Source organism: Pseudomonas mucidolens, assembly GCF_900106045.1.
Lineage (GTDB): Bacteria > Pseudomonadota > Gammaproteobacteria > Pseudomonadales > Pseudomonadaceae > Aquipseudomonas > Aquipseudomonas mucidolens.
Genome location: NZ_LT629802.1, coordinates 546,530 through 569,321, shown reverse-complemented (window position 1 = coordinate 569,321; position 22,792 = coordinate 546,530). Strand labels below are relative to the sequence as shown.

Below are 22,792 nucleotides of genomic sequence, written 5' to 3'. Positions count from 1 at the left end.
TCAATGTAGGCGCTGGCTTGCCTGCGATAGCATCACCTCGGTATGTCTGAAACACCGAGGCGTCTGCATCGCAGGCTAGCCAGCGCCTACAGGTTTACACCACCAATGACAGCAACATGATGAAGCCCAGCGCCACGATGGACAGAATGGTTTCCATCGCCGTCCAGGTTTTGAAGGTTTCGGCGACGGTCATGTTGAAGTACTGCTTCACCAGCCAGAAGCCCGCATCGTTGACGTGAGACAGAATCAACGAGCCCGCCCCTGTCGCTAGCACCAGCAACTCCAGATTCACCCCCGGTACCATGCCGACCACAGGCACCACGATGCCTGCGCCGGTAATGGTCGCCACGGTCGCCGAACCGGTCGCCACACGAATCACCGCCGCCACCAGCCAGGCCAGCAGAATCGGATTGATCTGCGCGGTCACCGCCATATGGCCGATCACGTCACCCACGCCGCTGGTCACCAGCATCTGCTTGAAGCCACCGCCCGCGCCGATGATCAGAATGATTGCCGCCGTCGGCGCCAGGCTGGCATCGAGCAGTTTAAGGATCTGCTTGGAACCGATGCCCTGACGATGGCCAAAGGTGTACAGCGACAGCAGCAACGCCAGCAGCAAGGCGCTGATCGGGTGACCGATCATGTCCATCCAGTTACGCGCCATATGGCCTTCTGGCAGAGCAATGTCGGCGAAGGTTTTGAGCAACATCAGGAACACCGGCAACAGCACGGTGATCAAGGTGATGCTGAAGCTGGGCAACGTGCTTGAGTCCGACTCACGGGCCAGTTGGTCGACCAGTTCCTGGGAGGGATTGCCGGGAATGTACTTGGCGATGAACGTACCGAAGATCGGTCCGGCGATGATGGCAGTCGGCAAGGCGACGATCAGGCCGTAAAGAATGGTCTTGCCGATATCGGCACCAAACACCCCGATCGCCAACAGTGGACCCGGATGCGGCGGCACCAGGCCGTGGACCGCCGACAGACCGGCGAGCAGCGGGATGCCGATTTTAATCAGCGATACGCCAGTACGCCGCGCCACGATGAACACCAACGGGATCAGCAGCACAAAGCCGATCTCGAAGAACAGCGGAATGCCTACCAGGAACGCAGCGAACATCATCGCCCACTGCACCTTGTCCTTGCCGAAGGCACGGATCAGCGTCTGGGCGATCTGATCGGCCCCGCCGGATTCGGCCATCATTTTGCCAAGCATCGTCCCCAGCGCCAGGATAATCCCGACAAAACCGAGCACTCCGCCAAAGCCGTCCTGGAACGCCTTGATGATCTTATCTACGGGCATGCCCGAGGTCAGGCCGAGAAAGCCCGCCGCGATGATCAACGCAATGAACGGGTGGACCTTGAACCGGGTAATCAATACGATCAGCCCGATGATGGTGACCACTGCATCAAGCAGCAGGTAGGATTCGTGTGACATGCCAAACATGGGGGTCTCTCCTGTTTGTTGTTGTTATTAAAGCCAGTGTTGAAATTTATGCTTACAGACAGCGCTATCCTGTCCGGCAAAAAATTATTTGGTTGGTTCAAAACCTTGCTGACGCCACCAGGCATCGGTTTGCCGCGCCAGCTCCAGGACGCTGTCTTCACTGGCATTCAGCGCCAGGGTCAACGGCTCGCCTACCGGCGATTCAAGCGTGGCGAACTGGCTGTCGATCAGGCTGGCCGGCATGAAATGCCCGGGACGATGGGACACCCGATCAGCCGCCACCTCGCGCGTCAATTCCAAAAAGACAAAACCCAGGCCCGGCGCGGCTTCGCGCAGGTGGTCACGGTATTTTTTCTTCAGCGCCGAACAGGTGAGGACCGGATGCTCGCCAGCCTTGAGCGAGCGGCGCAGTTCATCGCACAGGACGTCGAGCCAACCGGCACGGTCGTCGTCGTTCAGGGGATGGCCCGCGCTCATCTTTTCGATATTGGCGGCTGGGTGAAAGCTATCGCCTTCAATGGCGGTGGCACCGTTCAGTTGGCACAGGGCCTCACTGACGCTGGTCTTGCCGCAGCCGGCAACACCCATGATGACCAGGGCGGTAACAGGTTGACTCATGAAACACCTCAGGACGCAGATAGCGCTACCTTTGCCAGCCTGGAGACTGGTGCAAAGACAGGCTTTTCCCGCGCCTTGTTGTCATTTTTATGGAGTGACGCGTGCATCCTTTTCCACCGTCCAAGCAAGGATCAGGCAACCCGTTGCTCAAGTATTTGCAGGCTTGTAGGGACAGCGCTACCTTAGTGCCTCGAATTTTGTTTGGCAAGCCGCCTGATGACCTCCAAGAACGATAAAAATACCCGCACGACGGGCCGCCCTACCCTCAATGAAGTCGCACGCCTAGCCGGCGTCAGCCCGATTACCGCGTCCAGGGCCTTGCGCGGCGTCAGTACCGTCGCCCCCGAACTGGTGGAAAAAGTCCAGAAGGCCGCCGCCGAGCTGAGCTATGTGGTCAACCCGGCGGCCCGTGCGCTGGCCTCGGCCCAGAGCCATTCGGTGGTGGTATTAGTGCCGTCGCTGTCCAACTTGTTGTTCATTGAAACCCTGGAAGCCATTCACCAGATTTTGCGGCCCAAGGGCTTCGAGGTGCTGATTGGCAACACTCACTACTCCCGGGAAGAAGAAGAAAACCTGCTGCGCAATTACATGGCTTATCAACCTCGAGGCTTGCTGCTGACCGGGTTTGATCGCACTGAAAGCGCACGCCGGATGCTCGAGTCCAGCAATGTGCCCTGCGTGTACATGATGGACCTGGACCCCGGCGCCGGTCTCAATTGCGTCGGCTTCTCACAAACCAGCGCAGGCGAAACCGCCGCCGCCCACTTGATCTCGCGGGGTCGCAAACGCCTGGCTTACATAGGTGCGCAACTGGACCAGCGCACGTTGTTGCGCGGCGAGGGCTTCCGCCGGGCCCTGCAGCGGGCGCAGTTGTATGACCCGGCCCTGGAACTGCTGACGCCCCGCCCCTCGTCGGTGGGTCTGGGCGGCGAGTTGTTTTTACAACTGCTGGCCAGCCACCCGGATGTGGACGCCATTTTCTTTGGCAACGATGACTTGGCCCATGGAGCTCTGCTCGAAGCCCTGCGCCACGGGATCAAGGTGCCGGAGCAAGTAGCTATTCTGGGCTTCAACGATTTACCCGCGTCATCGTTCATGGTGCCGCGCCTGAGCAGCATCAGCACCCCGCGCGAGGCCATTGGCCGGCGCGCCGCAGAACACCTGTTGACGTTGATGGCCGGCAACAAGATCGCCAAGCCGGTGGTGGATATGGGATTTGAGCTGAAAATCCGCGAAAGTAGCTAGGCCAGCAAGCCCCTGCTAAATTGCTGCCTGCCAACTCACCATCGCCAGGGAAGCACCATGGGACACTCGCTGAAGATCTTGGGTCGTACTTCGTCTATCAACGTACGAAAAGTCCTGTGGACCTGCCTGGAATTGGGCATCGACTACGAACGTGAAGATTGGGGGATCGGGTTTGCCCCGACCCAGTCCCCCGAGTTCCTGGCCCTCAACCCGAATGCCCAGGTGCCGGTGATCCTCGATGAGCACGGCGTGCTGTGGGAATCCAACACCATCTGCCGCTATCTGGTGGGTTTGCGCCAGCGCCATGACTTGCTGCCGGCCGAGCCTGCGGCGCGGGCCAGGGTCGAGCAATGGATGGACTGGCAAGCCACCGAACTCAACCGCTCCTGGGGCGACGCTTTCCACGCGCTGGTACGTAACAATACCGACCGCCTGGATCCCGAGCGCATTGCCGCCGGTGTGCGGGCCTGGAATGACAAAATGGGACTGTTGGATCAACAGCTGAGCAAAACCGGCGCGTATGTGACGGGTGACACCTTCACCCTCGCGGACATTCTGATCGGCCTGTCAGTGCACCGCTGGCGGGTGACACCCATGGAACACCCTGCCTACGCCGCAGTCGACGCCTACTACGCAAGGCTCGGACAACACCAAGGTTTTCAAACCTTCGCCCTCGACGGGCATAACTGAGTAAACGTTGCCTGGCACCGGCAACGTTTGACCGCCCCCCGGACAACCGTTGCCTCCCCGGCTAGCTCAGGCCCTGCAAACGTGGATGTTTGCCTCTCGGCACGCTAATTGCTGCCTCTGAATCATCGCCCACATTCACAGGTGCCCGAGCATGTTGGTCAATAGCCAAGTCTCCTCAGTGATCCAACAATCCAAGCGTTCCGACATGGACCCCGCCAATGCCGCAGCCAGCGCGCTGTACAGCGGTGTCATGCAAAACGTGCAGAACGCCGCGACCGCGACCCAGGCGCAAGCCACACAAAAAGCCACGGACGCTACCGCGAGCAATGTGGATGCGGCCTTCGCCAAGACCCGCATACAGTTGCAAGCCACACCGCCGACGACCGCCACGCCGAAAACCGAGGCCAACACCCAGGCTCGGGCAGAGTTCAATGAGTACATGAGCAAGACGCCGGCCGAGCATATGCGCGATCAGATCCTCAAGGAAAAGGGTCTGACCGAAGAGGATGTAAAGTCGATGCCACTCGTGCAACAGAACGCCATCGCCCAGGAAGTGGCGGACCGTTTGAAGGCACAAGCCGCTGAACAATACGCGCAGAAAACCGCCGACCCACAAATCAAGGCTGTGAAAGAAGCGCTGGCGGCCATCTGACCCCTTCCCGCTGTAGGAGCGCGTTTACTCGCGAAAAACTCAAGGTCACCGTGCACCATCCAGGATGCACGCATCATCGTTGACGATCTTCGCGAGCAAGCTCGCTCCTACAGATAATCGGGGTTTGCGGCGTCGAGTTGAACTGGCTGATGGTGGCCGCCTCATAGCACGACCTCATTGGCACCCGGCAAGGCGATCGCCGCCGGCGACGGAGACCTTACAGGTTAACCGGCCAAGGCAAACTCACGAGGGATCGGCACACTCAACGGCATGATACGCAAGCCCTGACGCGGGGCCGGCAGGGTCATCTCGGGCACCAGGCCCACCTACACCGTCACGCACCAGGTTGAAGGCGCGGGTGGGTGTGCGTCCGGCGGTAATGGCTGCGTTGGCGGCCGAGAGCGGATGATCAAAGAGCGTGATGGGCAGGGTTCATATCCGTTGCTGTGGTTTCGGCGGCAACGGATATGACGTCGTCTCAATGACCAAACAGACCCGTTTCGGATTTCTTGGCTTTTTTGTCCGCGCGTTTTTCATCGGCGGTCTTTGCCGGTTTCTTCTTCGCGGCTTTCTTTGAATCCATGCCTTTAGCCATGATGCGTGCTCCACTTAAGGGAAATGTAACAAGGGGTATAGCACCTATTCCCCAGCAGAAGTTGCTTTGCCCGATTTATAATCCTCGGCCCTGAATCACAGCCGTCGAACGACCATGACCGAGTTGCATATCGATCTGCTGGCAGAGCCCCTGTGGCCGCTGCTGAACAAGTTTTACCGCCGTCATGAGTCGCCCATGAAAGCTCTCAAGGGCGGTCAATTGTGGGTGGCTCGGCACAGCGAGATTGTCGCCGGCCTGTGTTTGAGCACGGTGGTGGGCGGGCAATGGCTGACCGGGGTATTTGTCGATCCGGCGTTTCGTGGCCATGGGCTGGCGGCGCGACTGATTCGTGAAGCGGTGGCACCAGTGGAAGGCACGGTGTGGCTGTTGTGCCACCCGGATCTGGAAAGGTTTTATGCAGGTATCGGGTTCAGCCAGCAGACTGTGTTACCCCAGTCGCTGGCCGAACGCCTGGTGCGCTACAAACGCAACAAGCCAATGATTGCCATGGGCTTGTGTCGCCAGGTTTAATCGCCAGCCGCAGGCTCCAAATCCGGGAACATCACCTCGATAAACCCGAATTTTCCGAAGTCGGTAATCCGCGACGGATACAGCCGCCCGATCAGGTGATCGCACTCATGCTGCACCACCCGCGCATGAAAGCCACCGGCAACGCGCACAATCGGTTCGCCCTTGGGATCGAAACCTTCGTAGCGAATCTGTTGATAGCGATCCACCGCCCCGCGCATGCCCGGTACTGACAGGCAGCCTTCATAGCCCTCTTCCACCAGCGGACTCAGCGGCGTGATCAACGGGTTGATAAGGATCGTCTGGGGCACGGCCGGGGCGTCCGGGTAGCGTTCACTGCTCTCGAAGCCGAAGATCACCAGTTGCAGGTCAACGCCAATCTGCGGTGCGGCCAGGCCGACACCACCCACGTGCTCCATGGTCTGAAACATGTCATCGACCAACTGCCACAACTCGGGTGTATCAAACATCTCCGGCGGCACTGGCTGAGCAATACGCAGCAGGCGCTCGTCGCCCATTTTCAGGATTTCACGGATCATCGGTCAGGTTTCGTCAGTAGTGGGCTTGGGAATCGAATGGTCCCGACCGAGGCCGGAGACCTGCGGTTTTTCGTCAGGCTCGCCAAAATCTTTTTCGCCGGGGTCCTTGCCCTCGGCGGACATATGCTCGATGACCGCATTCATCTCTGCCCCGAGCAACAACACGGCGGCCGAGATGTAGAAGTACAGGAGCAGGACAATGATCGCGCCGATACTGCCATACATGGCGTTGTAATCCGCGAATGTTTTCACGTAATAACCAAAGCCCAGCGAGGCCACGATCCACACCACCACTGCGAGCACCGAGCCCGGGGTGATAAAACGAAACTTCTGCTCCACGTCCGGCATCACGTAGTACATCAAAGCCACCGCAAACATCAGCAGGATCACGATCAACGGCCAACGCACGATGGTCCAGAGCGTGACCACGAACTCCTGCATGCCAATCTGCCCGGCTAGCCACTCCATCACTTGCGGTCCGAGGACCATCAGCGCGGCGGCGGCCAGCAACATGCCGGCGATGCCCACGGTGTAGAAAATCGACAGCGGGAAGCGCTTCCAGATCGGCCGCCCCTCGACCACGTCATAGGCCGCGTTCATTGCGCTCATCATCAGGCGCACGCCCGCCGAAGCAGTCCATAGCGCAATGACAATACCCACCGACACCAAACTGCCCTTGGATTGCTGCAACTGATCAATCACCGGGTTGACCTGCTCCAGCGCCTGGGGTGGCAATACCAATTCCGATTGCAGGCGCAACCAACTGAAGAAATCGGGCAAATGCAGGAAGCCGATCAGGGCAATCAAGAACAACAGAAAGGGGAACAGCGAGAACAGCATCTGATAAGCCAGCGCCGAGGCGTAGGTGGGCATCTCGTCATCCAGGAACTCGGTGACGGTGCGCATCAGCACCTTGTGTAGTTTGAGACCGTCAAGTACCGGAAAAATCATAGCGTCTCCTTTCGCCGCAAAGGTTGAGTTCGTAGGCGACTCAGGGGCCGTTTTTTACATCAAGGTAGCCTATTTGGCGACCTTGAAACAATTTCGAAACTTTAATCACAGGGTATGAGACAAAAACGGCCATCCGTGGATGGCCGTTGTACCGCGCGCTGAAACCAGACGACTCGGCCTTATTCAGTGGCTTTTTTCACCGCATCCTTGGTTTTGCCAACGGCTTGCTGTGCTTCACCTTTCTTTTCCTGAATCACACCTTCCGCGCGCAGCTTATCGTTGTCAGTGGCTTTGCCGACGCCCTGCTTGACGTTGCCAACCGCTTCGTTCGCCAAGCCTTTTGCCTTATCCGCTGTACTGCCCATGGTATTTCTCCGTAAGAACAATCAAGGGTTTTTGCGCATCACGTAGAATTGACCCTGGGCTTTAAAGCAGAGTTTCAATTATTTTTGACCAGGCTTTTCATCATCCGGTACAGGTTTGGCTTTATGTTTTGCCGCCAACCCACGAGAATGCCCGGCACATCCAGACGCAAGCGCTGGGTAACAGATCCCGTAGGAAGGTTATGAAACTCAACAAAGCACAGGCCATCGCCCGCAGAAACCAGGAACTGGGCGGTGCCGTACTCGGCGTCAACAACTGCCACTTCACCGACCTCGACCGCAAACGCAACATCTGGTGGTTCGACCTGCCGGTGGTGCGCATTGGCGTCGGTCAATACGAGTGGATTCACTTGTTGATGCACGATGCCGACACCGATCAATTGCTGCACTTGAAAGTACCAACGACGTTCCTGCGCGAAAAGCTGGAAGGGTTGGTGGTGCGCAATGCGGGCAAACGCAAGCCGGAAATCACCCTGGAACTGAGCGCGGACAAGGATTCGTTTCTCAGGGATGTGCGCCCGACCGGCGCAGGTGTGAGCTTCGCGCAGTTCGCCCTGTAGGCGCCTTGCCACCAACAGAAAAGCCGCGCATGACTTAAGGCGAGATAATCCCTTGTGGCAAGGAGCTTGTCCTGTGGCGAGGGGGCTTGTCCCCCGTTGGGCTGCGCAGCAGCCCCAAAAAGGCCTCTCCGCTCCTCCAGTCAAACCAAGGTGGCAGGTTTCAGGGCTGCTAGCGCAGCCCAACGGGGGACAAGCCCCCTCGCCACGGATTATTTAGCCTTGACTGAACAGTATTACCGGCGGTACGGGGCTTTTGTTAAGGGCTGGATTACTTTTTCAGCCCGAGCTTTTTCAGCTCTTCGTCCCGCAACTCACGGCGCAGGATCTTGCCGACGTTGGTGGTCGGCAACGCATCGCGGAACTCAACGGCCTTCGGCACCTTGTAGCCGGTGACGTTGGCGCGCATATGTTCCATCACTTGCTCCTTGGTCAGCGTCGCACCCGGTTTGACCACGATGAAGAGCTTGATGTGCTCACCCGACTTCTCGTCCGGCACACCAATGGCGGCGCATTGCAGTACGCCCGGAAGCCCCGCCAGCACATCTTCCAGCTCGTTGGGATAGACGTTGAAACCGGAGACCAGAATCATGTCTTTCTTGCGGTCGACAATGCGCATGTAGCCGTCAGGCTGGATGATCGCAATATCCCCGGTCTTCAACCAGCCTTCGCTGTCGAGGATTTCGGCGGTGGCATCTTCACGCTGCCAGTAGCCCTTCATCACCTGCGGGCCCTTGACGCACAGCTCGCCGATTTCGCCCAGCGGCAACTCGGCACCGTCATCCGAGATAACTTTGCACAGGGTCGACGGCACCGGAATACCGATGGTACCGATCTGGATATTCTGGATCGGGTTGACGGTGGCCACCGGGCTGGTTTCAGTCATGCCGTAACCTTCGCAAATGGAGCAGCCGGTGACCGCTTTCCAGCGCTCCGCCGCTGCCAATTGCAGGGCCATGCCGCCCGACAGGGTGACTTTCAGCGCGGAAAAATCCAGCTTGCGGAAGGCGTCGTTGTTGCACAGGGCCACGAACAAGGTGTTCAGTCCGACAAACCCGCTGAACTTCCACTTCGACAGTTCCTTGACCATCGCCGACAGGTCGCGCGGGTTGCTGATCAGGATGTTGTGGTTACCGATCAACATCATCGCCATGCAATGAAAGGTGAAGACATAAATGTGATACAGCGGCAACGGCGTGATCAGGATCTCGCACCCTTCGTGCAGGTTAGAGCCCATCAGCGCCTTGCACTGCAGCATGCTGGCCACCAGGTTGCGGTGAGTCAGCATCGCGCCCTTGGCCACGCCGGTGGTGCCGCCAGTGTATTGCAGCACTGCGACATCATCGCTGTCGGGATTGGCTTCGTTGACGGGCTTGCCATGCCCCTTGGCCAGGACATCATTGAACTTGAGGGCCTGGGGCAAATGATAGGCCGGGACCATTTTCTTCACGTACTTGATGACACTGTTGATCAACAACCGCTTGAGCGGCGGCAACAGGTCGGCCACTTCGGTGACGATCACATGCTTGACGGAGGTCTTGGGTACGACTTTCTCAGCCAGATGCGCCATGTTCGCCAGGCACACCAAAGCCTTGGCGCCGGAATCATTGAACTGGTGTTCCATTTCCCGCGCGGTGTACAGCGGGTTGGTGTTAACCACGATCAGGCCGGCACGGATAGCGCCGAATACCGCAACCGGGTATTGCAGGACGTTAGGCAATTGCACGGCGATTCGATCACCGGGCTGCAAGTCGGTATGCTGTTGCAGATACGCGGCAAAAGCGCCGGACAATTCAAACAACTCACCGTAGGTGATTGTCTTTCCCAGGTTGCTGAAAGCCGGTTTGTTGGCGAAGCGCTGGCAGGACTGTTTTAGTACCGCCTGAATATTTGGATACTCGTCTGGATTGATCTGTGCAGCAATCCCGGCGGGGTACTTATCCTTCCAAAAGTCTTCGATCATGGAAGCCCACTCCTCAGCGACGCGAATTCGTTCACCGCATTTGATGCGATTATTATTTGTTTGTCTTTTTCAGGGTGATTCCGGCTGTTTCAAGCAGGCCGAGAGGTCACAAAGCGGGCCGAGAGTAGCAGCTTTGCCAGGAGCCGCCTAGAGCCAAAAGAAGCCCCTACAGTCATAAACACGACTCAAGAACATCTATTGGTCATTTTTAGAGCAAAAATTCTACAGAGCAAAAAAAAGCTTGAAAGACTCGGAATAGAGGGGTCAAGCGGCAAGAAAGAGTGGCTGTTCCTTAACTTGCCGCCTGTAACTTGACGCGTTCTAAGCCATATCGCGCAGTTCTCTACGCAAAATCTTGCCCACCGGCGTCATCGGTAACGATTCTCTTAACACAATGTGTTTGGGCACTTTGTAACCCGTGAAGTTGGCCTTGCAGTAAGCCTTTAATTCTTCAAGGCTCACACCTTCGGCGCGAGGTACCACAAACAGCTTCACCGCTTCGCCGGTACGCTCGTCAGGCACGCCAATCACCGCGCAGTTGGCAACAGCCGGATGGCCCATCACCACGTCTTCGATCTCGTTGGGATAGACATTGAAGCCCGAGACAATGATCAAGTCCTTCTTGCGGTCGACAATGCGTACAAAGCCGTCCGGGTCGATCACCGCGATATCACCGGTCTTGAGCCAGCCTTCGGCGTCCAGGGCCTCGGCAGTGGCGTCCGGTTGCTGCCAGTAACCCTTCATCACCTGTGGCCCCTTGATGCACAATTCGCCGCGCTCACCCAAGGGTAACTCGATGCCGTCATCATCAATCACCTTCATTGCCGTGCCCGGCACCGGAATGCCAACCGTCCCCAGGCGTGACTGACTGCCGTAAGGATTGGTGCTGGCCACCGGCGATGTTTCGGTCAGCCCGTAGCCTTCACCGATGGAGCATCCGGTGATTTGCTCCCAGCGCTCGGCGGTGGCCTTGACCAGGGCGGTGCCACCGGAATTGGTAATCTTCAGGCTGGAGAAATCCAGGGTCTTGAAGTCGGGATGATCCATCAGCGCGACGAAAAGCGTGTTAAGCCCCAGCAGCGCGGAAAAACGCCACTTCTTCAGTTCCTTGATGAAGCCGCCAATGTCGCGGGGATTGGTGATCAGCACGTTGTGGTTGCCAGTCACCATCATGCACATGCAATTCGCGGTGAATGCATAGATGTGGTACAGCGGCAGCGGTGCGATCATCACCTCCTGCCCTTCCTTGATCAGTGGATGGCCGTTCTCGTCGACCTGCGACATGCAGGCTCGAACCTGCTGCATGTTGGCCACCAGGTTACCGTGGGTCAGCATTGCCCCCTTGGCCAGCCCGGTTGTACCGCCGGTGTACTGCAGCACAGCGATATCATCCAGGGTCACCGGATGCCGCGTGACGCTCAGGCCTGCGCCCATCCGCAACGCCCGCTTGAACGATACCGCCCGGGGCAGGTTGTAGGCCGGGACCATCTTCTTCACCTTGTCGACCACGGTGTTGATCAACCAGCCTTTGGCGGCGGGCATGAAATCCCCCATCCTGGCTTCGATCAAGTATTCGATCTCGGTGTCAGCCGCCACCTCCTCGACCCGCGAACCGAACAGGTTGAGGTAGACCAGCGCACGAATGCCCGCATCCCTGAACTGATGACGCATCTCCCGCGGGGTGTATAACGGATTGGTATTGACCACGGTCAGTCCGGCACGCAGAGCGCCAAACACAGCAATCGGATAGTGCAAAACGTTGGGCATCTGCACCGCAATGCGATCGCCCGGCTTGAGATCGGTCTGGTGTTGCAGGTAACCGGCGAACGCTGCACTTTGGCGTTCAAGGTCGGCATAAGTCAGGGTGATCCCCATGTTGCTGAATGCCGGACGGTCGGCAAAGGCTTTGCAGGAACGCTCGAAGACTTCGATCACTGACTTGTACGCCGTCAGGTCAAGCTCGCTGGAAACACCCTTCGCGCGTTTGTCATTCCAGAAATCAGGTTGCATTATTCTTGTCCTCTTACCTGAATGTGCCCGGCCGCGTCCTGCTACTTATAGGAAGCGGAGCTTCACGGACGTTAGCAGCTATGACTAAACAGGCAAATACACTGAACCGTGTCATTGATTGTATGAATCTTGCGCCTGAGGCCGGGGCTGATCGGACGGCTGCCCAAGGATGAGCTATACACTGCAACGACCCTGAGCAAAGGAAGCGCCATGAACCACACCACTTTCTGGCTGACCGCCAACGACCACAGTCGTCTCTACGTCAACCAATGGCTGCCGGATGCGCCGCCCAAGGCGTTGATCATGCTGGCCCACGGCATGGCCGAACACAGCGGTCGCTACGCACGCCTGGCGCAGGCTTTGTGCGACACGGGTTATGGTCTGTACGCCATGGACCAGCGCGGCCACGGACGTACCGCCGAGGCAGGCACCCTGGGATTGTTTGCCGAGAATGATGGCTGGAACAAAGTGGTCGGCGACCTGGCCAGCCTCAACCAACACATCGGCCAGCAAGCGCCTGGGGTGCCGATTATCTTGCTGGGCCACAGCATGGGCAGTTACATCGCACAGGCTTATCTGCTGCACCACAGCGCAAGCCTGCATGGAGTGATTCTCAGTGGTTCGAATTTCCAGCCAGTGGCGCTGTACCGCGTGGCGCGCCTGATCGCCCGTGCAGAGCGTCTGCGCCAAGGGCCCAGGGGCCGAAGCGCGCTGATCGAGTTTCTATCATTCGGCTCGTTCAACAAAGCCTTCAAGCCCAACCGCACTGCATTCGACTGGCTCAGCCGCGACCCTGACGAGGTCGACAAGTACATCAACGACCCGTTGTGCGGCTTCCGTTGCACCAACCAGCTGTGGATCGACCTGCTGGGCGGCTTGCAGCAAATCAGCAAAGCGTCCAATCTCGTCCAGATCGATCACGGCCTGCCGATCCTGGTGATGGGCGGCGAATGTGATCCGGTCAGTGAGGGCAAGCGTCTCAAGAGTCTCGTCGAGGCATTGCGTGATGCCGGTTGCCAGAATCTGCAACTGAACATTTACCTGCAGGCGCGCCACGAAGTGTTCAACGAGACCAACCGCGACGCGGTGACCGCCGATGTGCTGGCATGGCTGGCACAGGCCGTGACCCGTGGCAGGCCCGCGCGCTGCGAATGAACGTATGTTTTTTGTTTAGAATCAACAAATTAAGATTATCGATTAGCCACAGGATGTACCCATAGATGACCCGGGTTACCAACACTCCGTATGAAGCCCTCGAAGTTGGCCAAAAAGCCAGCTACAGCAAAACCGTTGAAGAGCGCGACATCCAACTGTTCGCCGCCATGTCCGGGGATCACAATCCGGTACACCTGGATGCCGAATTCGCCAAGGCCACCATGTTCAAGGAGCGTATTGCCCACGGCATGTTCAGCGGCGCCCTGATCAGTGCCGCCGTGGCGTGCGAGCTGCCTGGGCCCGGCACCATCTATATCGGCCAACAGATGAGCTTCCAGAAACCGGTAAAAATCGGCGACACCCTGACCGTGCGCCTGGAAATTCTCGAGAAGCTGCCAAAATTCCGCGTGCGGATTGCCACGCAAGTCTTCAACCAGCGCGATGAGTTGGTGGTGGACGGCGAGGCCGAGATCCTCGCGCCGCGCAAACAGCAGGTGGTGACCCTGACCGAACTGCCGAGCATCAGCATCGGCTGACCCGGCCCCGACGAAAAAGCCCCGCATCGGCGTAATGCTGTTCAGTTAAGCAAACAGCGGCCACTGTAGGAGCTAGCTTGCTCGCGAAAAACGTCAACAACAGCTCGTGCTTCCTGGAAAAACGCGGCGCCTATGAGTTCTTCGCGAGCAAGCTCGCTCCTACAAAAAAGCCTTAACTGGACAGCATTACCGCATCGGCGGTTTTTTTTCATAAGCAGCTACGACTCAAGACTGAGCGCGCGCCTGGTTACGCAGGGCCTTGACCTGATCATGGTTGCGTTGCGCCCCGTGGAACTGACGCTCGACCAGATCACGGATGCCGACCAGATTGTGCTTGTTGATCTTCTCGATCGCTTCCTTGTAGGCCTTCAGTGCGTGGTCTTCACCGCGCTCGGCTTCGTTCAACACCGCTTCTTCGTCTTTACCGGTCACCATCGACTTCACGTCGACCCAACCACGGTGCAGCGCACCCGCGACGCTGCCGGAATCTTCCGGATCGCCGCCCATGGCGCGCACAGCAGCCTGCAGTTCAGCAGCACCGGTAGCGCAGTCGGCGGCACGTTTTACGAAGAGCGCTTTGAGTTCCGGATGCTTGATGTCTTCAGCACATGTCTTGAAGCCTTCCTGACCGTCTTTGCTGGTCTGGATCAGGTGGTTCAGAACAGAGATCGATTCTTTGTTGATATCAGTCATTTTTCAATTCCTTATGCAGGTTGATGAAGGTTGCAATAGAGATTGCAGCACCCGTGCCAGGTTTTTTGAAAACAACTAACCAATAAAAATCAACAACTTAACAATAATCAAAAAAACTGTATGCGCGCTATTTGCATGATCTGTCATTTGGCCTTCATGCAGAATGCCTGTATTTTTGAAGTCCTCGACCCAAACGCCTGAAGCCCCATGAATCCCGAAAAGCTTGAACTGCTGATCACCCGCGAAATGCCGTTCGGCAAATACAAGGGTCGAATCATTGCCGACCTGCCCGGCCCGTACCTGAATTGGTTCGCTCGCGAAGGGTTTCCCCATGGCGAGTTGGGCGGCCTGCTGGCGCTGATGCAGGAAATCGATCACAACGGCCTGTCCGAGCTGCTAGAACCGTTGCGCGCCAAACACAGCAAGCCCGCCCCTCGTCACTAAGAGCGCACGTCATGCCATGCAATGCAGACAATGAGCGTCACTGGCAGGTCATCGCCCAGGGTTATGACCTTGAGCCCGGCCCGATCAACCTGGAGAACGGTTACTTCGGGCGCATGAGCCGTGAGGTGCTGGCGCACTATCAAGCACACGTTGCCTTTATCAACCGCAGTAACTCGGTGCATGTACGCCAACGTTTCGAGCAAGGGGAAAATGTCGCGATCCGCAAACTGCTGGCGCAATTGCTGGATGCCGAGCCGGACGCTGTCGCGTTCACCCGCTGCGCGTCCGATGCCTTGCAATCGCTGATTCGCAACTACAACCGCCTGCAACCCGGCGATCAGGTCCTGATCAGCGACCTCGAGTACGACACGGTCAAGGGCGCCATGCGCTGGCTCGCCCGTTATCGCGACGTGGAAGTCATCGAGCTTGCCCATGCCCATCCCGCCAGTTTCGAGAGCTTGCTGCAGACCTACCGTGACGCCTTCACCCGCTATCCGCGCCTCAAGCTCATGGCGCTGACTTACGTGACTCATCGCACCGGCTTGGTGATGCCGGTGGAAGCCATTGCCACCGCAGCCAGGGAACACGGCGTCGATATCATCCTGGATGGCGCCCACGCGCTGGGCCAGATCGAGTTTAACCTTGCGCGGCTGGGCATCGCGTTTGCCGGTTTCAACCTGCACAAATGGATTGGCGCGCCCCTGACCCTGGGCTTTATCTACATCGCACCTGAGCGGTTGGCGGACATCGATCCGGACATGGGAGAGTTCCATTACCCAGCCACCGATGTTCGCGCGCGCACGCCCTACAGCACGCCCAATATCCCTGCATTGATGACCTTGCCGCAGGTGTTCGAAGAGCACCGGGCCTTGGGTGGCGCGGCGGCCAAAGGTGCGCGGATGAACTACCTGCGCAATCTTTGGGTGAGCCAGGTGCGGGCATTGCCTGGGGTTGAGGTGCTGACCTCGGATGATCCAAGGCTGTATTGCGCGATTACGGCGTTCAAGTTTGTCGGGCGCGATCAACAGCTGATGGCCCAGCGCTTGCTCGAGGATTACAACCTGTTCACCACTACTCGCGTCGGCGCGGCGTTCGGCACCTGTATACGGGTGACACCGGGGTTGCTGACCTCTGCTGCGGACATCAATGTACTGGTTGAGGCCATTACCGAGTTGAACACAGGTTGAACATGTGGGAGCAGGCTTTCTATAGGCAAAAAAAACGGTACACCGACCAAGTGCACCGCAAAAAATGCCGTTAAGCACAGCACCAACGATTCGGTAAATCCAATCAGTCCAGCAGCGCCAGCGCCGCGGCGGTGACTTCCTGGATGCGAGCCCAGTCGCCGTTCTTGATCCATTCGGGATCCAGCATCCAGCTACCGCCCACGCACATCACGTTTTTCAACGCCATGTAGCTCTTGATGTTGGCCGGGCCGACGCCGCCAGTCGGGCAGAATTTCACTTCGCCAAACGGACCACCCAGGGCCTTGATCGCGGCCACGCCACCGCTGACTTCCGCCGGGAACAACTTGAAACGACGATAGCCCAGGCCATAGCCTTCCATGATGCCGGAGGCATTGCTGATGCCGGGCAACAGCGGGATCGGGCTGTACACCGAAGCTTCCAGCAGGTCACGGGTAATGCCTGGGGTAACGATAAATTGCGAACCGGCCACTTCCGCCGCTTCCAGCATATGACGATCCAGCACGGTACCGGCGCCGGTGCACAGCTCAGGGCGCTGCTCGCGCAGCACTTGGATGGCCTTGAGGCCGAACTCAGAGCGCAGGGTCACTTCCAACGCGGTCAAACCACCGGCTGCCAAGGCGTCGGCCAACGGCAGAATGTCCTGTTCACGGGCAATGGTGATCACCGGCAGAATTCGCGCCTTGGCGCAGAGACTGTCGATCAGGGCAACTTTGTCCGCCATGGAAACGGTCGATTGGGGGCTTTTCATAGCGGCTGATCCTTGGCTCATGGGCACCAGTAAATCTCTAAAGTAGGTTGCAAAAACGCGCGAATCGGCATGGCAGCAACATCATCACTGGCCAGCGCGGCGCTCAAGGTGGTCAATTTCGAACTGCCGGAGATCGACAGCACGGTGTAATTGGCGCTCGCCAGCAACGCACGACTCATGGTCAGGCGCTGGTGCGGCACGGTGGGTGCCAGCATTGGCCAGCAACGGCGGGTACCGTCGGCCTGCAAGGCTTCGCTCAGGTTCGGGCTATTCGGGAACAGCGATGCGGTGTGGCCGTCATCGCCCATGCCCAACACCAGCACATCAATCGCTGGCAGTTCGGCCAGCAGGCGATCGGCCTGCTCGGCGGCATCTTCCACAGTGGCGGTGGCACTGTACAAGCTCAGGAACCTGGCGTTGGCCGCCGGACCTTGCAGCAGATGCTTCTTCAGCAAGCCAGCGTTGCTGTCGGCGTGCTCTACCGGCACCCAGCGCTCGTCGGCCAGGGTGATCGTCACGTTGGACCAGTCCAGGCCTTGTCTGGCCAGATTCTGGAAGAACGCCACCGGACTGCGTCCGCCGGACACCACCAAGGTCGCTTCGCCACGCGCACTGATGGCCGCGCGCAGTTGTTCGGCCACGTCGTTGGCCAAGCCTTCAGCCAGCAGCACGGGAGAACGGTACTCATGGGCCGTTACGCCCCTGGGCAGTTTCAATTCAGATATCGCCATACCACGACCTCCCATCCCGCGTGATCAGTGCAATGGAACTCATTGGTCCCCAGGACCCCGCCGCATACGGCTTGGGCGCATCACCGGATTTCTTCCACCCGGCGATCAACTGGTCACACCACTTCCACGCGGCTTCGATTTCATCTTTGCGAACAAACAGGTTCTGATTGCCGCGCATCACTTCCAGCAACAGCCGCTCGTAGGCATCGGGAATCCGCGCGCTGCGATAGGTGTCGGAAAAATTCAGTTGCAGTGGGCCGCTGCGCAGTTGCATGCCCTTGTCCAGGCCCTGCTCCTTGGTCATCACCCGCAAGGAAATACCTTCGTCCGGTTGCAGACGGATGATCAGCTTGTTGCTGATCTGCAAGCGCTGCTCGGGGGCGAAGATGTAGTGGGACGGTTCCTTGAAGTGGATAACGATCTGCGACAGTTTCTGCGGCATGCGCTTACCGGTACGCAGGTAGAACGGCACCCCGGCCCAACGCCAGTTTCGGATATCGGCCCGTAGGGCAACGAACGTCTCGGTGTCGCTCTGGGTGTTGGAGTTCTCTTCGTCGAGATAACCCGGCACCGGTTTGCCGGCGCTGTAGCCGGCGATGTACTGGCCGCGTACGACTTGTGTGGTCAGGCCTTCCGGGCTGATGGGCGCCAGGGCCTTGAGCACTTTGACCTTTTCGTCGCGAATACTGTCGGCGGACAGATCGGCGGGCGGGTCCATGGCGATCAGGCACAGCAGCTGCAGCAGGTGATTCTGGATCATGTCCCGCAATTGCCCGGCCTTGTCGAAATAACCCCAGCGCCCTTCGATGCCGACCTGCTCGGCCACGGTGATTTCCACGTGGGAAATGTAGTTCTGGTTCCACTGGGTTTCGAACAGGCTATTGGCAAAGCGCAGGGCGATCAGGTTCTGAACGGTTTCCTTGCCCAGGTAGTGATCGATGCGGTAAGTGCGATTTTCCGGGAAAAACTGCGCCACGGCGTCGTTGACCTTGCGCGAGGACTCCAGGTCCGAGCCGATGGGTTTTTCCAGTACCACCCGGGTGTTTTCCGCCAGGCCGACCTTGGACAGGTTCTCGCAGATCGCGCCATATACCGCCGCAGGTGTGGCGAAGTAAGCAATCAAAGACTGTTCGACAGACACCTGTTCGGCCAGGGCAACATAGTCGTCAGTCTTCAAGAAGTCGACATGCAGGTACGTCAGGCGCGCCAGGAAGCGTTGGGCGACGGCTTCGTCCAGTTCTTGACCGACATACTTGCGCAGTTCTTTCTCGATGAAACTCAGGTGCTGTTGCTCGGAACCGGCTTCACGGGCCAGGGCCAGGATGCGCGTGTCGTCGTGCAGGAGCCCGGCGCCATCGAGTTGATAGAGGGCAGGAAATAACTTGCGCAGCGCCAGATCACCCAAGGCGCCGAACAGGGCAAAGGTGCAGGGTTCTACGGTTATCGAAGGCATGATGTTTGTTCTTTTATCAAGTTAAGCTACAAATACCTTTTTTCAAGGCATCACTCAAGGAAAAATGTAGTAATAACCACAACATTTTGCCGAAATTCGCATTCCGTGTGGTGGTGTTCAGCTACGCTCAGTAGGATAGGCCACCTTAAAGGGCCGCTCATCGATTGGTTACCGGCCTTATTTGCATCGTCGCCCGAAGGAAAGACTGAATGGACCGCGTGCGAAATCTTCTGGAACAGATCCGGAACCGCCTCGAAGAATTGAACAAGGCTGAGCGAAAAGTCGCCGAGGTCATCCTGCTCAACCCGCAGCAGGCCACCCGCTTCTCTATCGCCGCCCTGGCCCAGGCTGCCTCGGTCAGTGAACCAACGGTCAACCGTTTCTGCCGCTCGTTCGGTGTCAGTGGGTACCCGGAACTCAAATTGCAACTGGCGCAAAGCCTCGCCAGTGGCGCCGCGTATGTCAGCCGTGCGGTGGAGGCCGATGATAACCCGGAGGCCTACACCCAGAAGATCTTCGGCAGCGCCATCGCGTCGCTGGACAGCGCCTGCCAGGCCCTGGACCCGAACCTGATCAGCAAGGCGGTGGATCTGTTGATCCAGGCCCGGCAGATCCACTTCTTTGGCCTGGGCGCTTCAGCGCCGGTGGCCATGGACGCCTTGCACAAGTTTTTCCGCTTCAACCTGTCGGTGACTGCCCATGCCGATGTGCTGATGCAGCGGATGATTGCTTCGGTCGCGCATACGGGCGAGCTGTTCGTGATCATTTCCTACACCGGACGCACCCGCGAGCTGGTGGAGGTGGCGCGTATCGCCCGTGGAAACGGCGCATCGGTGCTGGGCGTGACCGCCGAGAATTCGCCATTGGCCAAGGCCAGCACCGTGAGCCTGAACATTCCGCTGCCCGAAGACACTGACATCTATATGCCGATGACCTCGCGGATCATTCAACTGACGGTGCTGGATGTGCTGGCAACGGGCATGACCTTGCGTCGTGGCGTGGATTTCCAGCCGCATTTGCGCAAAATCAAGGAGAGTTTGAATGACAGCCGGTATCCGGTGGGGGATGAGTTCAACTAAGTCTGGAATCTTTACCAGCAGTGCCGGCGCTTTCGCGAGCAAGCCCGCTCCCATCTGTCTTACCTTGAAAGGCGGTCAAATATGGGAGCGGGCTTGCTCGCGAAGAGGTCATCAGCAACACCGTTAAACCCCAGCCCGAGCCTGCAAACTCAAATGCGCCCTCTCCCCCGGCGCCAGACTGGCGCCCGCCATTGCCGACTCGACACACACGAACCCCGACGCCTCGTTAAAACTCACCCCCAGCAACGGCCGACTGCCCGGATGCCATACCACCGTGTCCGCGCTGTCACCCGTATCAATGCACAACTCACGCTGCCAGGCGTGATCCTTGAGCTGCAATTCGCCCTCGTGCTGGAACACCCGCTGGCAGCCACCATCGACCCGCAATTCACCCTCCTGCTGACAAGCCTGGCGACGCAACTGATCGTAGCCCTGCGCCCCGTCTAGTCCGGACAGCGCTATCTCACCGACGTGACCAATGCGCCAATAAGCGTGCAATGCATGGCTCAGTTGGCAAGGCAGTTCGTCTTGATGTTCGGTACACAGGCGCAACTCCAGGCTTTCACCCAAATATGCATGCAGGTCCACTTGCCAATCGCATAACTGCAATCGCCAGTGCAGACATACACCTTCGTCGTCGGCACTGCTGTCCAGCAGTTTCCAATCAATCAGCCGCGCCCAGCCATGGGACGGCCAGGCATTTTCGCTGGGATGTCGGCCGTACCACGGCCAACACACCGGCACACCACCACGAATCGCCCCCACCTGCGGCCATTTCGCCGCGCACCACAACCAGGGTTTTTGCCCCCTGGGCTGAAAGTGCAGCAGCTGCGCGCCCTGACGACTGAACACCGCTTGGCACAGCGGATGGTCAATCACCAACACGTCACGCATTTGAAAGCGCTCCCAGGCGAACACCGGACGCTCGCGCAGGGATTTGAAAAAGCGTTGCAGCGGATGCTCATGCATGTGCCACGGTCCTGTAAATCATGTCGCGCAAATGTGCATCTCACTGTAGGAGCGAGCTTGCTCGCGAAGGTCGTTAACAAAAACGCGGGAGGCCTGATTCAACGCGGCGCTTTTGAGTTCTTCGCGAGCAAGCTCGCTCCTACAGTGAGATACCCCACCCGAAAAAAAAAAGCGGATAGCCATGGCTATCCGCAAAATGCGCACAGAGAGAAGAGCTTATCGCAACCGCGTTAGAACACCGACTGAATTTTCAGGCCGGCGACCAAGGCGTTGTCGACTTGTTCCACGCCACCCGGATGGGTGATGTATTGCAGGTTGGGACGCACGGTGAGCCAGTTGGTCACGTGGAAGCCGTAGTTGATTTCGTAGTTGTACTCAGTGTCACGCAGCGGCGAGTACAGTACGTTGTCATAGTCGGAGACACCAATGGCGGCGTTGGCCAACTGGGCGTTTTTCTTCACGTCATCGTTGACATGGATACGCGAGAAACCAATACCGACATCATCCTTCGGACGTGCGTCGAATGGCCCCTTGTACACGAACATCAGCGACTGGTAGTTGTCGACGAGGTTGGTGTCCTTGTCGTGGAAGGTGGCGTTAGCCGCGATGTTCAGGCCGCGGGTAGCGTCGCCGTTATGCGTGGTGAGTTGTTGCTGAGCCACGAACCAGTAACCGCTCTTGCTATCGTGGGAACGATAAGCGGCGCCAGTGGTTGCCGCATCGCCACCATTGATGTCCTCACGGACGTCATCGGCGTTAGCGGTACTTTTGTAGTAACCCACGCGGTATTCGCCCGGCAGATTGTTGACCTTCGGCGACCAGACCAGCTCGACGGGCAGCACGGTGCCCTTGGTACCGCTGCCGCTGAGTTTGAAACCGTTACCGTGTTCGGTTTGCGACGGGTTCTGGTTGTAGGCACCGATCTGCGCATACAGCTCGGGATTGATGTGGTACTTCACGCGCAACGCGGCTTGGCTGACCGGCCAGTTGTACCAGATGTTGGTTGCCCAGTTACCCACTTGCGAACCGCAGAACGCCAGGTTCTGGAAGTCGCAGGGGAAGGTGTTGAAGTCTTCGCCTTCGCCGAAGTAACCGGCCTTGACGTCCAGCTTGCCGTCGAGGAACTGGTGCTGGATCCACAATTGAGTCAGACGCACCATGTGGCCACGGCCCCAGACTTCCTGGGAGGAACTCAAGGTGCCGGCACGCGGATCGCCAACGCGGTCGTTGGAGATGTTGTAGCCGTTACGATTGGTCAGCTGGATCTTCGCCTGGGTGTTATCCCAGCCCCAAAGCTTTTCCAGGTCCAGCGCCACGCCCAGACCAAACTGATCGGAGTAACGACCGGTCTTGTCGTCGTTGTAGCCGCCGTGCAGGTTGGCGCCCATTTCACCGACATAATCCGCCTTGATGTCGATACCCTGCTCGATCAGCTTGGTCCGCTCACCACCCCAATCGCCAGTCATCCACTTGGAATCGGCGCTGAATGCTTCGTCAGCCATCGCATTGGCGGACAAAACCAGGGCTGCTACTGCCGACAGTTGGCAGAGCAGCCGAGTGTTGTTGTGTTGCTTTTTCATCCCTACATCCTCGTCTTT

The 22,792-nt window shown here is 58.2% G+C and carries 23 protein-coding genes and 1 pseudogene; 10 read left to right on the top strand and 14 right to left on the bottom strand.

Features of this window, described 5'->3' with window-relative positions; all coding sequences use genetic code 11:
- Positions 1–94: 94 nt before the first annotated feature.
- Positions 95–1,447, bottom strand: a complete 1,353-nt coding sequence (locus tag BLU75_RS02795; protein ID WP_084381049.1) for a GntP family permease — start codon at positions 1,445–1,447, stop codon at positions 95–97.
- A gap of 84 nt (positions 1,448–1,531) precedes the next feature.
- On the bottom strand, positions 1,532–2,065 hold the full coding sequence (locus BLU75_RS02790) for a gluconokinase (protein WP_084381050.1): 534 nt from the start codon (positions 2,063–2,065) through the stop codon (positions 1,532–1,534).
- 213 nt (positions 2,066–2,278) lie between these two features.
- Here BLU75_RS02790 and gntR point away from each other — a divergent pair, with 213 nt between their 5' ends.
- The 3 genes from gntR to BLU75_RS02775 all read left to right on the top strand — a co-directional run bounded on the left by gntR (position 2,279) and on the right by BLU75_RS02775 (position 4,652).
- Positions 2,279–3,310 carry an HTH-type transcriptional regulator GntR gene (gene gntR / locus BLU75_RS02785; RefSeq protein WP_165447506.1) on the top strand — a complete coding sequence of 344 codons (1,032 nt, stop codon included), beginning with the start codon at positions 2,279–2,281 and terminating at the stop codon, positions 3,308–3,310.
- 57 nt (positions 3,311–3,367) lie between these two features.
- On the top strand, positions 3,368–4,000 hold the full coding sequence (locus tag BLU75_RS02780; protein ID WP_084381052.1) for a glutathione S-transferase family protein: 633 nt from the start codon (positions 3,368–3,370) through the stop codon (positions 3,998–4,000).
- Between the two features lie 151 nt (positions 4,001–4,151).
- Positions 4,152–4,652 (top strand): hypothetical protein, encoded by a 501-nt coding sequence (locus tag BLU75_RS02775; protein WP_084381053.1) that lies wholly within the window; start codon positions 4,152–4,154, stop codon positions 4,650–4,652.
- Between the two features lie 224 nt (positions 4,653–4,876).
- Here the strand turns inward: BLU75_RS02775 and BLU75_RS27130 are convergent.
- Positions 4,877–5,006, bottom strand: a pseudogene (locus tag BLU75_RS27130) (LysR family transcriptional regulator); the annotation flags it as partial.
- Between the two features lie 355 nt (positions 5,007–5,361).
- On the opposite strand from BLU75_RS27130, the gene BLU75_RS02770 reads away from it, so the two are divergent.
- Complete coding sequence (locus tag BLU75_RS02770) at positions 5,362–5,778, top strand: GNAT family N-acetyltransferase (protein ID WP_084381054.1); 417 nt, start codon at positions 5,362–5,364, stop codon at positions 5,776–5,778.
- On the opposite strand, the gene def is transcribed toward BLU75_RS02770, so the two are convergent.
- From def to BLU75_RS02755, 3 genes are all read right to left on the bottom strand, one after another.
- Positions 5,775–6,314: a peptide deformylase gene (def, locus tag BLU75_RS02765; protein ID WP_084381055.1), complete on the bottom strand. Its 540-nt coding sequence runs from the start codon at positions 6,312–6,314 to the stop codon at positions 5,775–5,777. The genes BLU75_RS02770 and def overlap by 4 nt on opposite strands.
- A gap of 3 nt (positions 6,315–6,317) precedes the next feature.
- Complete coding sequence (locus tag BLU75_RS02760; protein WP_084381056.1) at positions 6,318–7,265, bottom strand: YihY/virulence factor BrkB family protein; 948 nt, start codon at positions 7,263–7,265, stop codon at positions 6,318–6,320.
- Between the two features lie 179 nt (positions 7,266–7,444).
- Positions 7,445–7,630 carry a CsbD family protein gene (locus tag BLU75_RS02755; RefSeq protein WP_084381057.1) on the bottom strand — a complete coding sequence of 62 codons (186 nt, stop codon included), beginning with the start codon at positions 7,628–7,630 and terminating at the stop codon, positions 7,445–7,447.
- A 200-nt stretch (positions 7,631–7,830) separates the two neighbouring features.
- Here BLU75_RS02755 and BLU75_RS02750 point away from each other — a divergent pair, with 200 nt between their 5' ends.
- Positions 7,831–8,208 (top strand): hypothetical protein, encoded by a 378-nt coding sequence (locus BLU75_RS02750; RefSeq protein ID WP_084381058.1) that lies wholly within the window; start codon positions 7,831–7,833, stop codon positions 8,206–8,208.
- A gap of 268 nt (positions 8,209–8,476) precedes the next feature.
- Here the strand turns inward: BLU75_RS02750 and fadD1 are convergent, their stop codons facing one another.
- Together fadD1 and fadD2 are read right to left on the bottom strand one after the other, a co-directional pair.
- Entirely contained in the window at positions 8,477–10,168 is a 1,692-nt protein-coding gene (gene fadD1 / locus BLU75_RS02745; protein ID WP_090221366.1) for a long-chain-fatty-acid--CoA ligase FadD1, read from the bottom strand.
- Between the two features lie 321 nt (positions 10,169–10,489).
- On the bottom strand, positions 10,490–12,178 hold the full coding sequence (gene fadD2 / locus BLU75_RS02740; protein WP_084381060.1) for a long-chain-fatty-acid--CoA ligase FadD2: 1,689 nt from the start codon (positions 12,176–12,178) through the stop codon (positions 10,490–10,492).
- A gap of 210 nt (positions 12,179–12,388) precedes the next feature.
- Here fadD2 and BLU75_RS02735 point away from each other — a divergent pair, with 210 nt between their 5' ends.
- Together BLU75_RS02735 and BLU75_RS02730 are read left to right on the top strand one after the other, a co-directional pair.
- Entirely contained in the window at positions 12,389–13,333 is a 945-nt protein-coding gene (locus BLU75_RS02735) for an alpha/beta hydrolase (RefSeq protein WP_084381061.1), read from the top strand.
- 65 nt (positions 13,334–13,398) lie between these two features.
- Positions 13,399–13,869 (top strand): MaoC family dehydratase, encoded by a 471-nt coding sequence (locus BLU75_RS02730; protein ID WP_090221365.1) that lies wholly within the window; start codon positions 13,399–13,401, stop codon positions 13,867–13,869.
- 225 nt (positions 13,870–14,094) lie between these two features.
- On the opposite strand, the gene BLU75_RS02725 is transcribed toward BLU75_RS02730, so the two are convergent.
- Positions 14,095–14,562, bottom strand: a complete 468-nt coding sequence (locus BLU75_RS02725; RefSeq protein ID WP_084381063.1) for a ferritin-like domain-containing protein — start codon at positions 14,560–14,562, stop codon at positions 14,095–14,097.
- Between the two features lie 207 nt (positions 14,563–14,769).
- Here BLU75_RS02725 and BLU75_RS02720 point away from each other — a divergent pair, with 207 nt between their 5' ends.
- Both BLU75_RS02720 and BLU75_RS02715 read left to right on the top strand, forming a co-directional pair.
- Entirely contained in the window at positions 14,770–15,006 is a 237-nt protein-coding gene (locus tag BLU75_RS02720; protein WP_084381064.1) for a DUF3820 family protein, read from the top strand.
- Positions 15,007–15,017: 11 nt separating this feature from the next.
- Positions 15,018–16,193: an aminotransferase class V-fold PLP-dependent enzyme gene (locus BLU75_RS02715; RefSeq protein WP_084381065.1), complete on the top strand. Its 1,176-nt coding sequence runs from the start codon at positions 15,018–15,020 to the stop codon at positions 16,191–16,193.
- A 103-nt stretch (positions 16,194–16,296) separates the two neighbouring features.
- Here BLU75_RS02715 and BLU75_RS02710 read toward each other — a convergent pair whose 3' ends face one another.
- From BLU75_RS02710 to zwf, 3 genes are read right to left on the bottom strand one after another with little or no spacing between them, the layout of a single operon-like run.
- The gene (locus BLU75_RS02710; RefSeq protein WP_090221364.1) at positions 16,297–16,962 is read right to left on the bottom strand and encodes a bifunctional 4-hydroxy-2-oxoglutarate aldolase/2-dehydro-3-deoxy-phosphogluconate aldolase; all 666 of its coding nucleotides are present in this window, start codon (positions 16,960–16,962) and stop codon (positions 16,297–16,299) included.
- Between the two features lie 17 nt (positions 16,963–16,979).
- Positions 16,980–17,693 (bottom strand): 6-phosphogluconolactonase, encoded by a 714-nt coding sequence (pgl, locus tag BLU75_RS02705; protein WP_084381067.1) that lies wholly within the window; start codon positions 17,691–17,693, stop codon positions 16,980–16,982.
- On the bottom strand, positions 17,680–19,146 hold the full coding sequence (gene zwf, locus BLU75_RS02700) for a glucose-6-phosphate dehydrogenase (protein ID WP_084381068.1): 1,467 nt from the start codon (positions 19,144–19,146) through the stop codon (positions 17,680–17,682). The genes pgl and zwf overlap by 14 nt, the downstream gene beginning before the upstream one ends.
- Before the next feature lie 218 nt (positions 19,147–19,364).
- Between zwf and BLU75_RS02695 the strand changes: the two genes are divergently transcribed.
- Positions 19,365–20,225, top strand: coding sequence for a MurR/RpiR family transcriptional regulator (locus BLU75_RS02695; RefSeq protein ID WP_172832093.1), 861 nt, complete (start codon positions 19,365–19,367; stop codon positions 20,223–20,225).
- A gap of 123 nt (positions 20,226–20,348) precedes the next feature.
- Here the strand turns inward: BLU75_RS02695 and BLU75_RS02690 are convergent, their stop codons facing one another.
- Together BLU75_RS02690 and BLU75_RS02685 are read right to left on the bottom strand one after the other, a co-directional pair.
- Complete coding sequence (locus tag BLU75_RS02690; RefSeq protein ID WP_084381070.1) at positions 20,349–21,194, bottom strand: D-hexose-6-phosphate mutarotase; 846 nt, start codon at positions 21,192–21,194, stop codon at positions 20,349–20,351.
- Between the two features lie 230 nt (positions 21,195–21,424).
- Positions 21,425–22,774: a carbohydrate porin gene (locus tag BLU75_RS02685; RefSeq protein ID WP_084381072.1), complete on the bottom strand. Its 1,350-nt coding sequence runs from the start codon at positions 22,772–22,774 to the stop codon at positions 21,425–21,427.
- Positions 22,775–22,792 lie beyond the last annotated feature (18 nt).

What these genes read in the sequence shown, in the direction of transcription:
- BLU75_RS02760 (WP_084381056.1), bottom strand. Translation starts at nt 7,265, where the DNA reads ATGATTTTTCCGGTACTTGACGGTCTCAAACTACACAAGGTGCTGATG.
- BLU75_RS02725 (WP_084381063.1), bottom strand. Translation starts at nt 14,562, where the DNA reads ATGACTGATATCAACAAAGAATCGATCTCTGTTCTGAACCACCTGATC.
- BLU75_RS02750 (WP_084381058.1), top strand. Translation starts at nt 7,831, where the DNA reads ATGAAACTCAACAAAGCACAGGCCATCGCCCGCAGAAACCAGGAACTG.
- BLU75_RS02720 (WP_084381064.1), top strand. Translation starts at nt 14,770, where the DNA reads ATGAATCCCGAAAAGCTTGAACTGCTGATCACCCGCGAAATGCCGTTC.
- BLU75_RS02790 (WP_084381050.1), bottom strand. Translation starts at nt 2,065, where the DNA reads ATGAGTCAACCTGTTACCGCCCTGGTCATCATGGGTGTTGCCGGCTGC.
- BLU75_RS02730 (WP_090221365.1), top strand. Translation starts at nt 13,399, where the DNA reads ATGACCCGGGTTACCAACACTCCGTATGAAGCCCTCGAAGTTGGCCAA.
- def (WP_084381055.1), bottom strand. Translation starts at nt 6,314, where the DNA reads ATGATCCGTGAAATCCTGAAAATGGGCGACGAGCGCCTGCTGCGTATT.
- BLU75_RS02795 (WP_084381049.1), bottom strand. Translation starts at nt 1,447, where the DNA reads ATGTTTGGCATGTCACACGAATCCTACCTGCTGCTTGATGCAGTGGTC.
- BLU75_RS02710 (WP_090221364.1), bottom strand. Translation starts at nt 16,962, where the DNA reads ATGAAAAGCCCCCAATCGACCGTTTCCATGGCGGACAAAGTTGCCCTG.
- fadD1 (WP_090221366.1), bottom strand. Translation starts at nt 10,168, where the DNA reads ATGATCGAAGACTTTTGGAAGGATAAGTACCCCGCCGGGATTGCTGCA.
- fadD2 (WP_084381060.1), bottom strand. Translation starts at nt 12,178, where the DNA reads ATGCAACCTGATTTCTGGAATGACAAACGCGCGAAGGGTGTTTCCAGC.
- BLU75_RS02775 (WP_084381053.1), top strand. Translation starts at nt 4,152, where the DNA reads ATGTTGGTCAATAGCCAAGTCTCCTCAGTGATCCAACAATCCAAGCGT.
- BLU75_RS02685 (WP_084381072.1), bottom strand. Translation starts at nt 22,774, where the DNA reads ATGAAAAAGCAACACAACAACACTCGGCTGCTCTGCCAACTGTCGGCA.
- BLU75_RS02755 (WP_084381057.1), bottom strand. Translation starts at nt 7,630, where the DNA reads ATGGGCAGTACAGCGGATAAGGCAAAAGGCTTGGCGAACGAAGCGGTT.
- BLU75_RS02690 (WP_084381070.1), bottom strand. Translation starts at nt 21,194, where the DNA reads ATGCATGAGCATCCGCTGCAACGCTTTTTCAAATCCCTGCGCGAGCGT.
- BLU75_RS02770 (WP_084381054.1), top strand. Translation starts at nt 5,362, where the DNA reads ATGACCGAGTTGCATATCGATCTGCTGGCAGAGCCCCTGTGGCCGCTG.
- pgl (WP_084381067.1), bottom strand. Translation starts at nt 17,693, where the DNA reads ATGGCGATATCTGAATTGAAACTGCCCAGGGGCGTAACGGCCCATGAG.
- BLU75_RS02780 (WP_084381052.1), top strand. Translation starts at nt 3,368, where the DNA reads ATGGGACACTCGCTGAAGATCTTGGGTCGTACTTCGTCTATCAACGTA.
- zwf (WP_084381068.1), bottom strand. Translation starts at nt 19,146, where the DNA reads ATGCCTTCGATAACCGTAGAACCCTGCACCTTTGCCCTGTTCGGCGCC.
- BLU75_RS02715 (WP_084381065.1), top strand. Translation starts at nt 15,018, where the DNA reads ATGCCATGCAATGCAGACAATGAGCGTCACTGGCAGGTCATCGCCCAG.
- BLU75_RS02735 (WP_084381061.1), top strand. Translation starts at nt 12,389, where the DNA reads ATGAACCACACCACTTTCTGGCTGACCGCCAACGACCACAGTCGTCTC.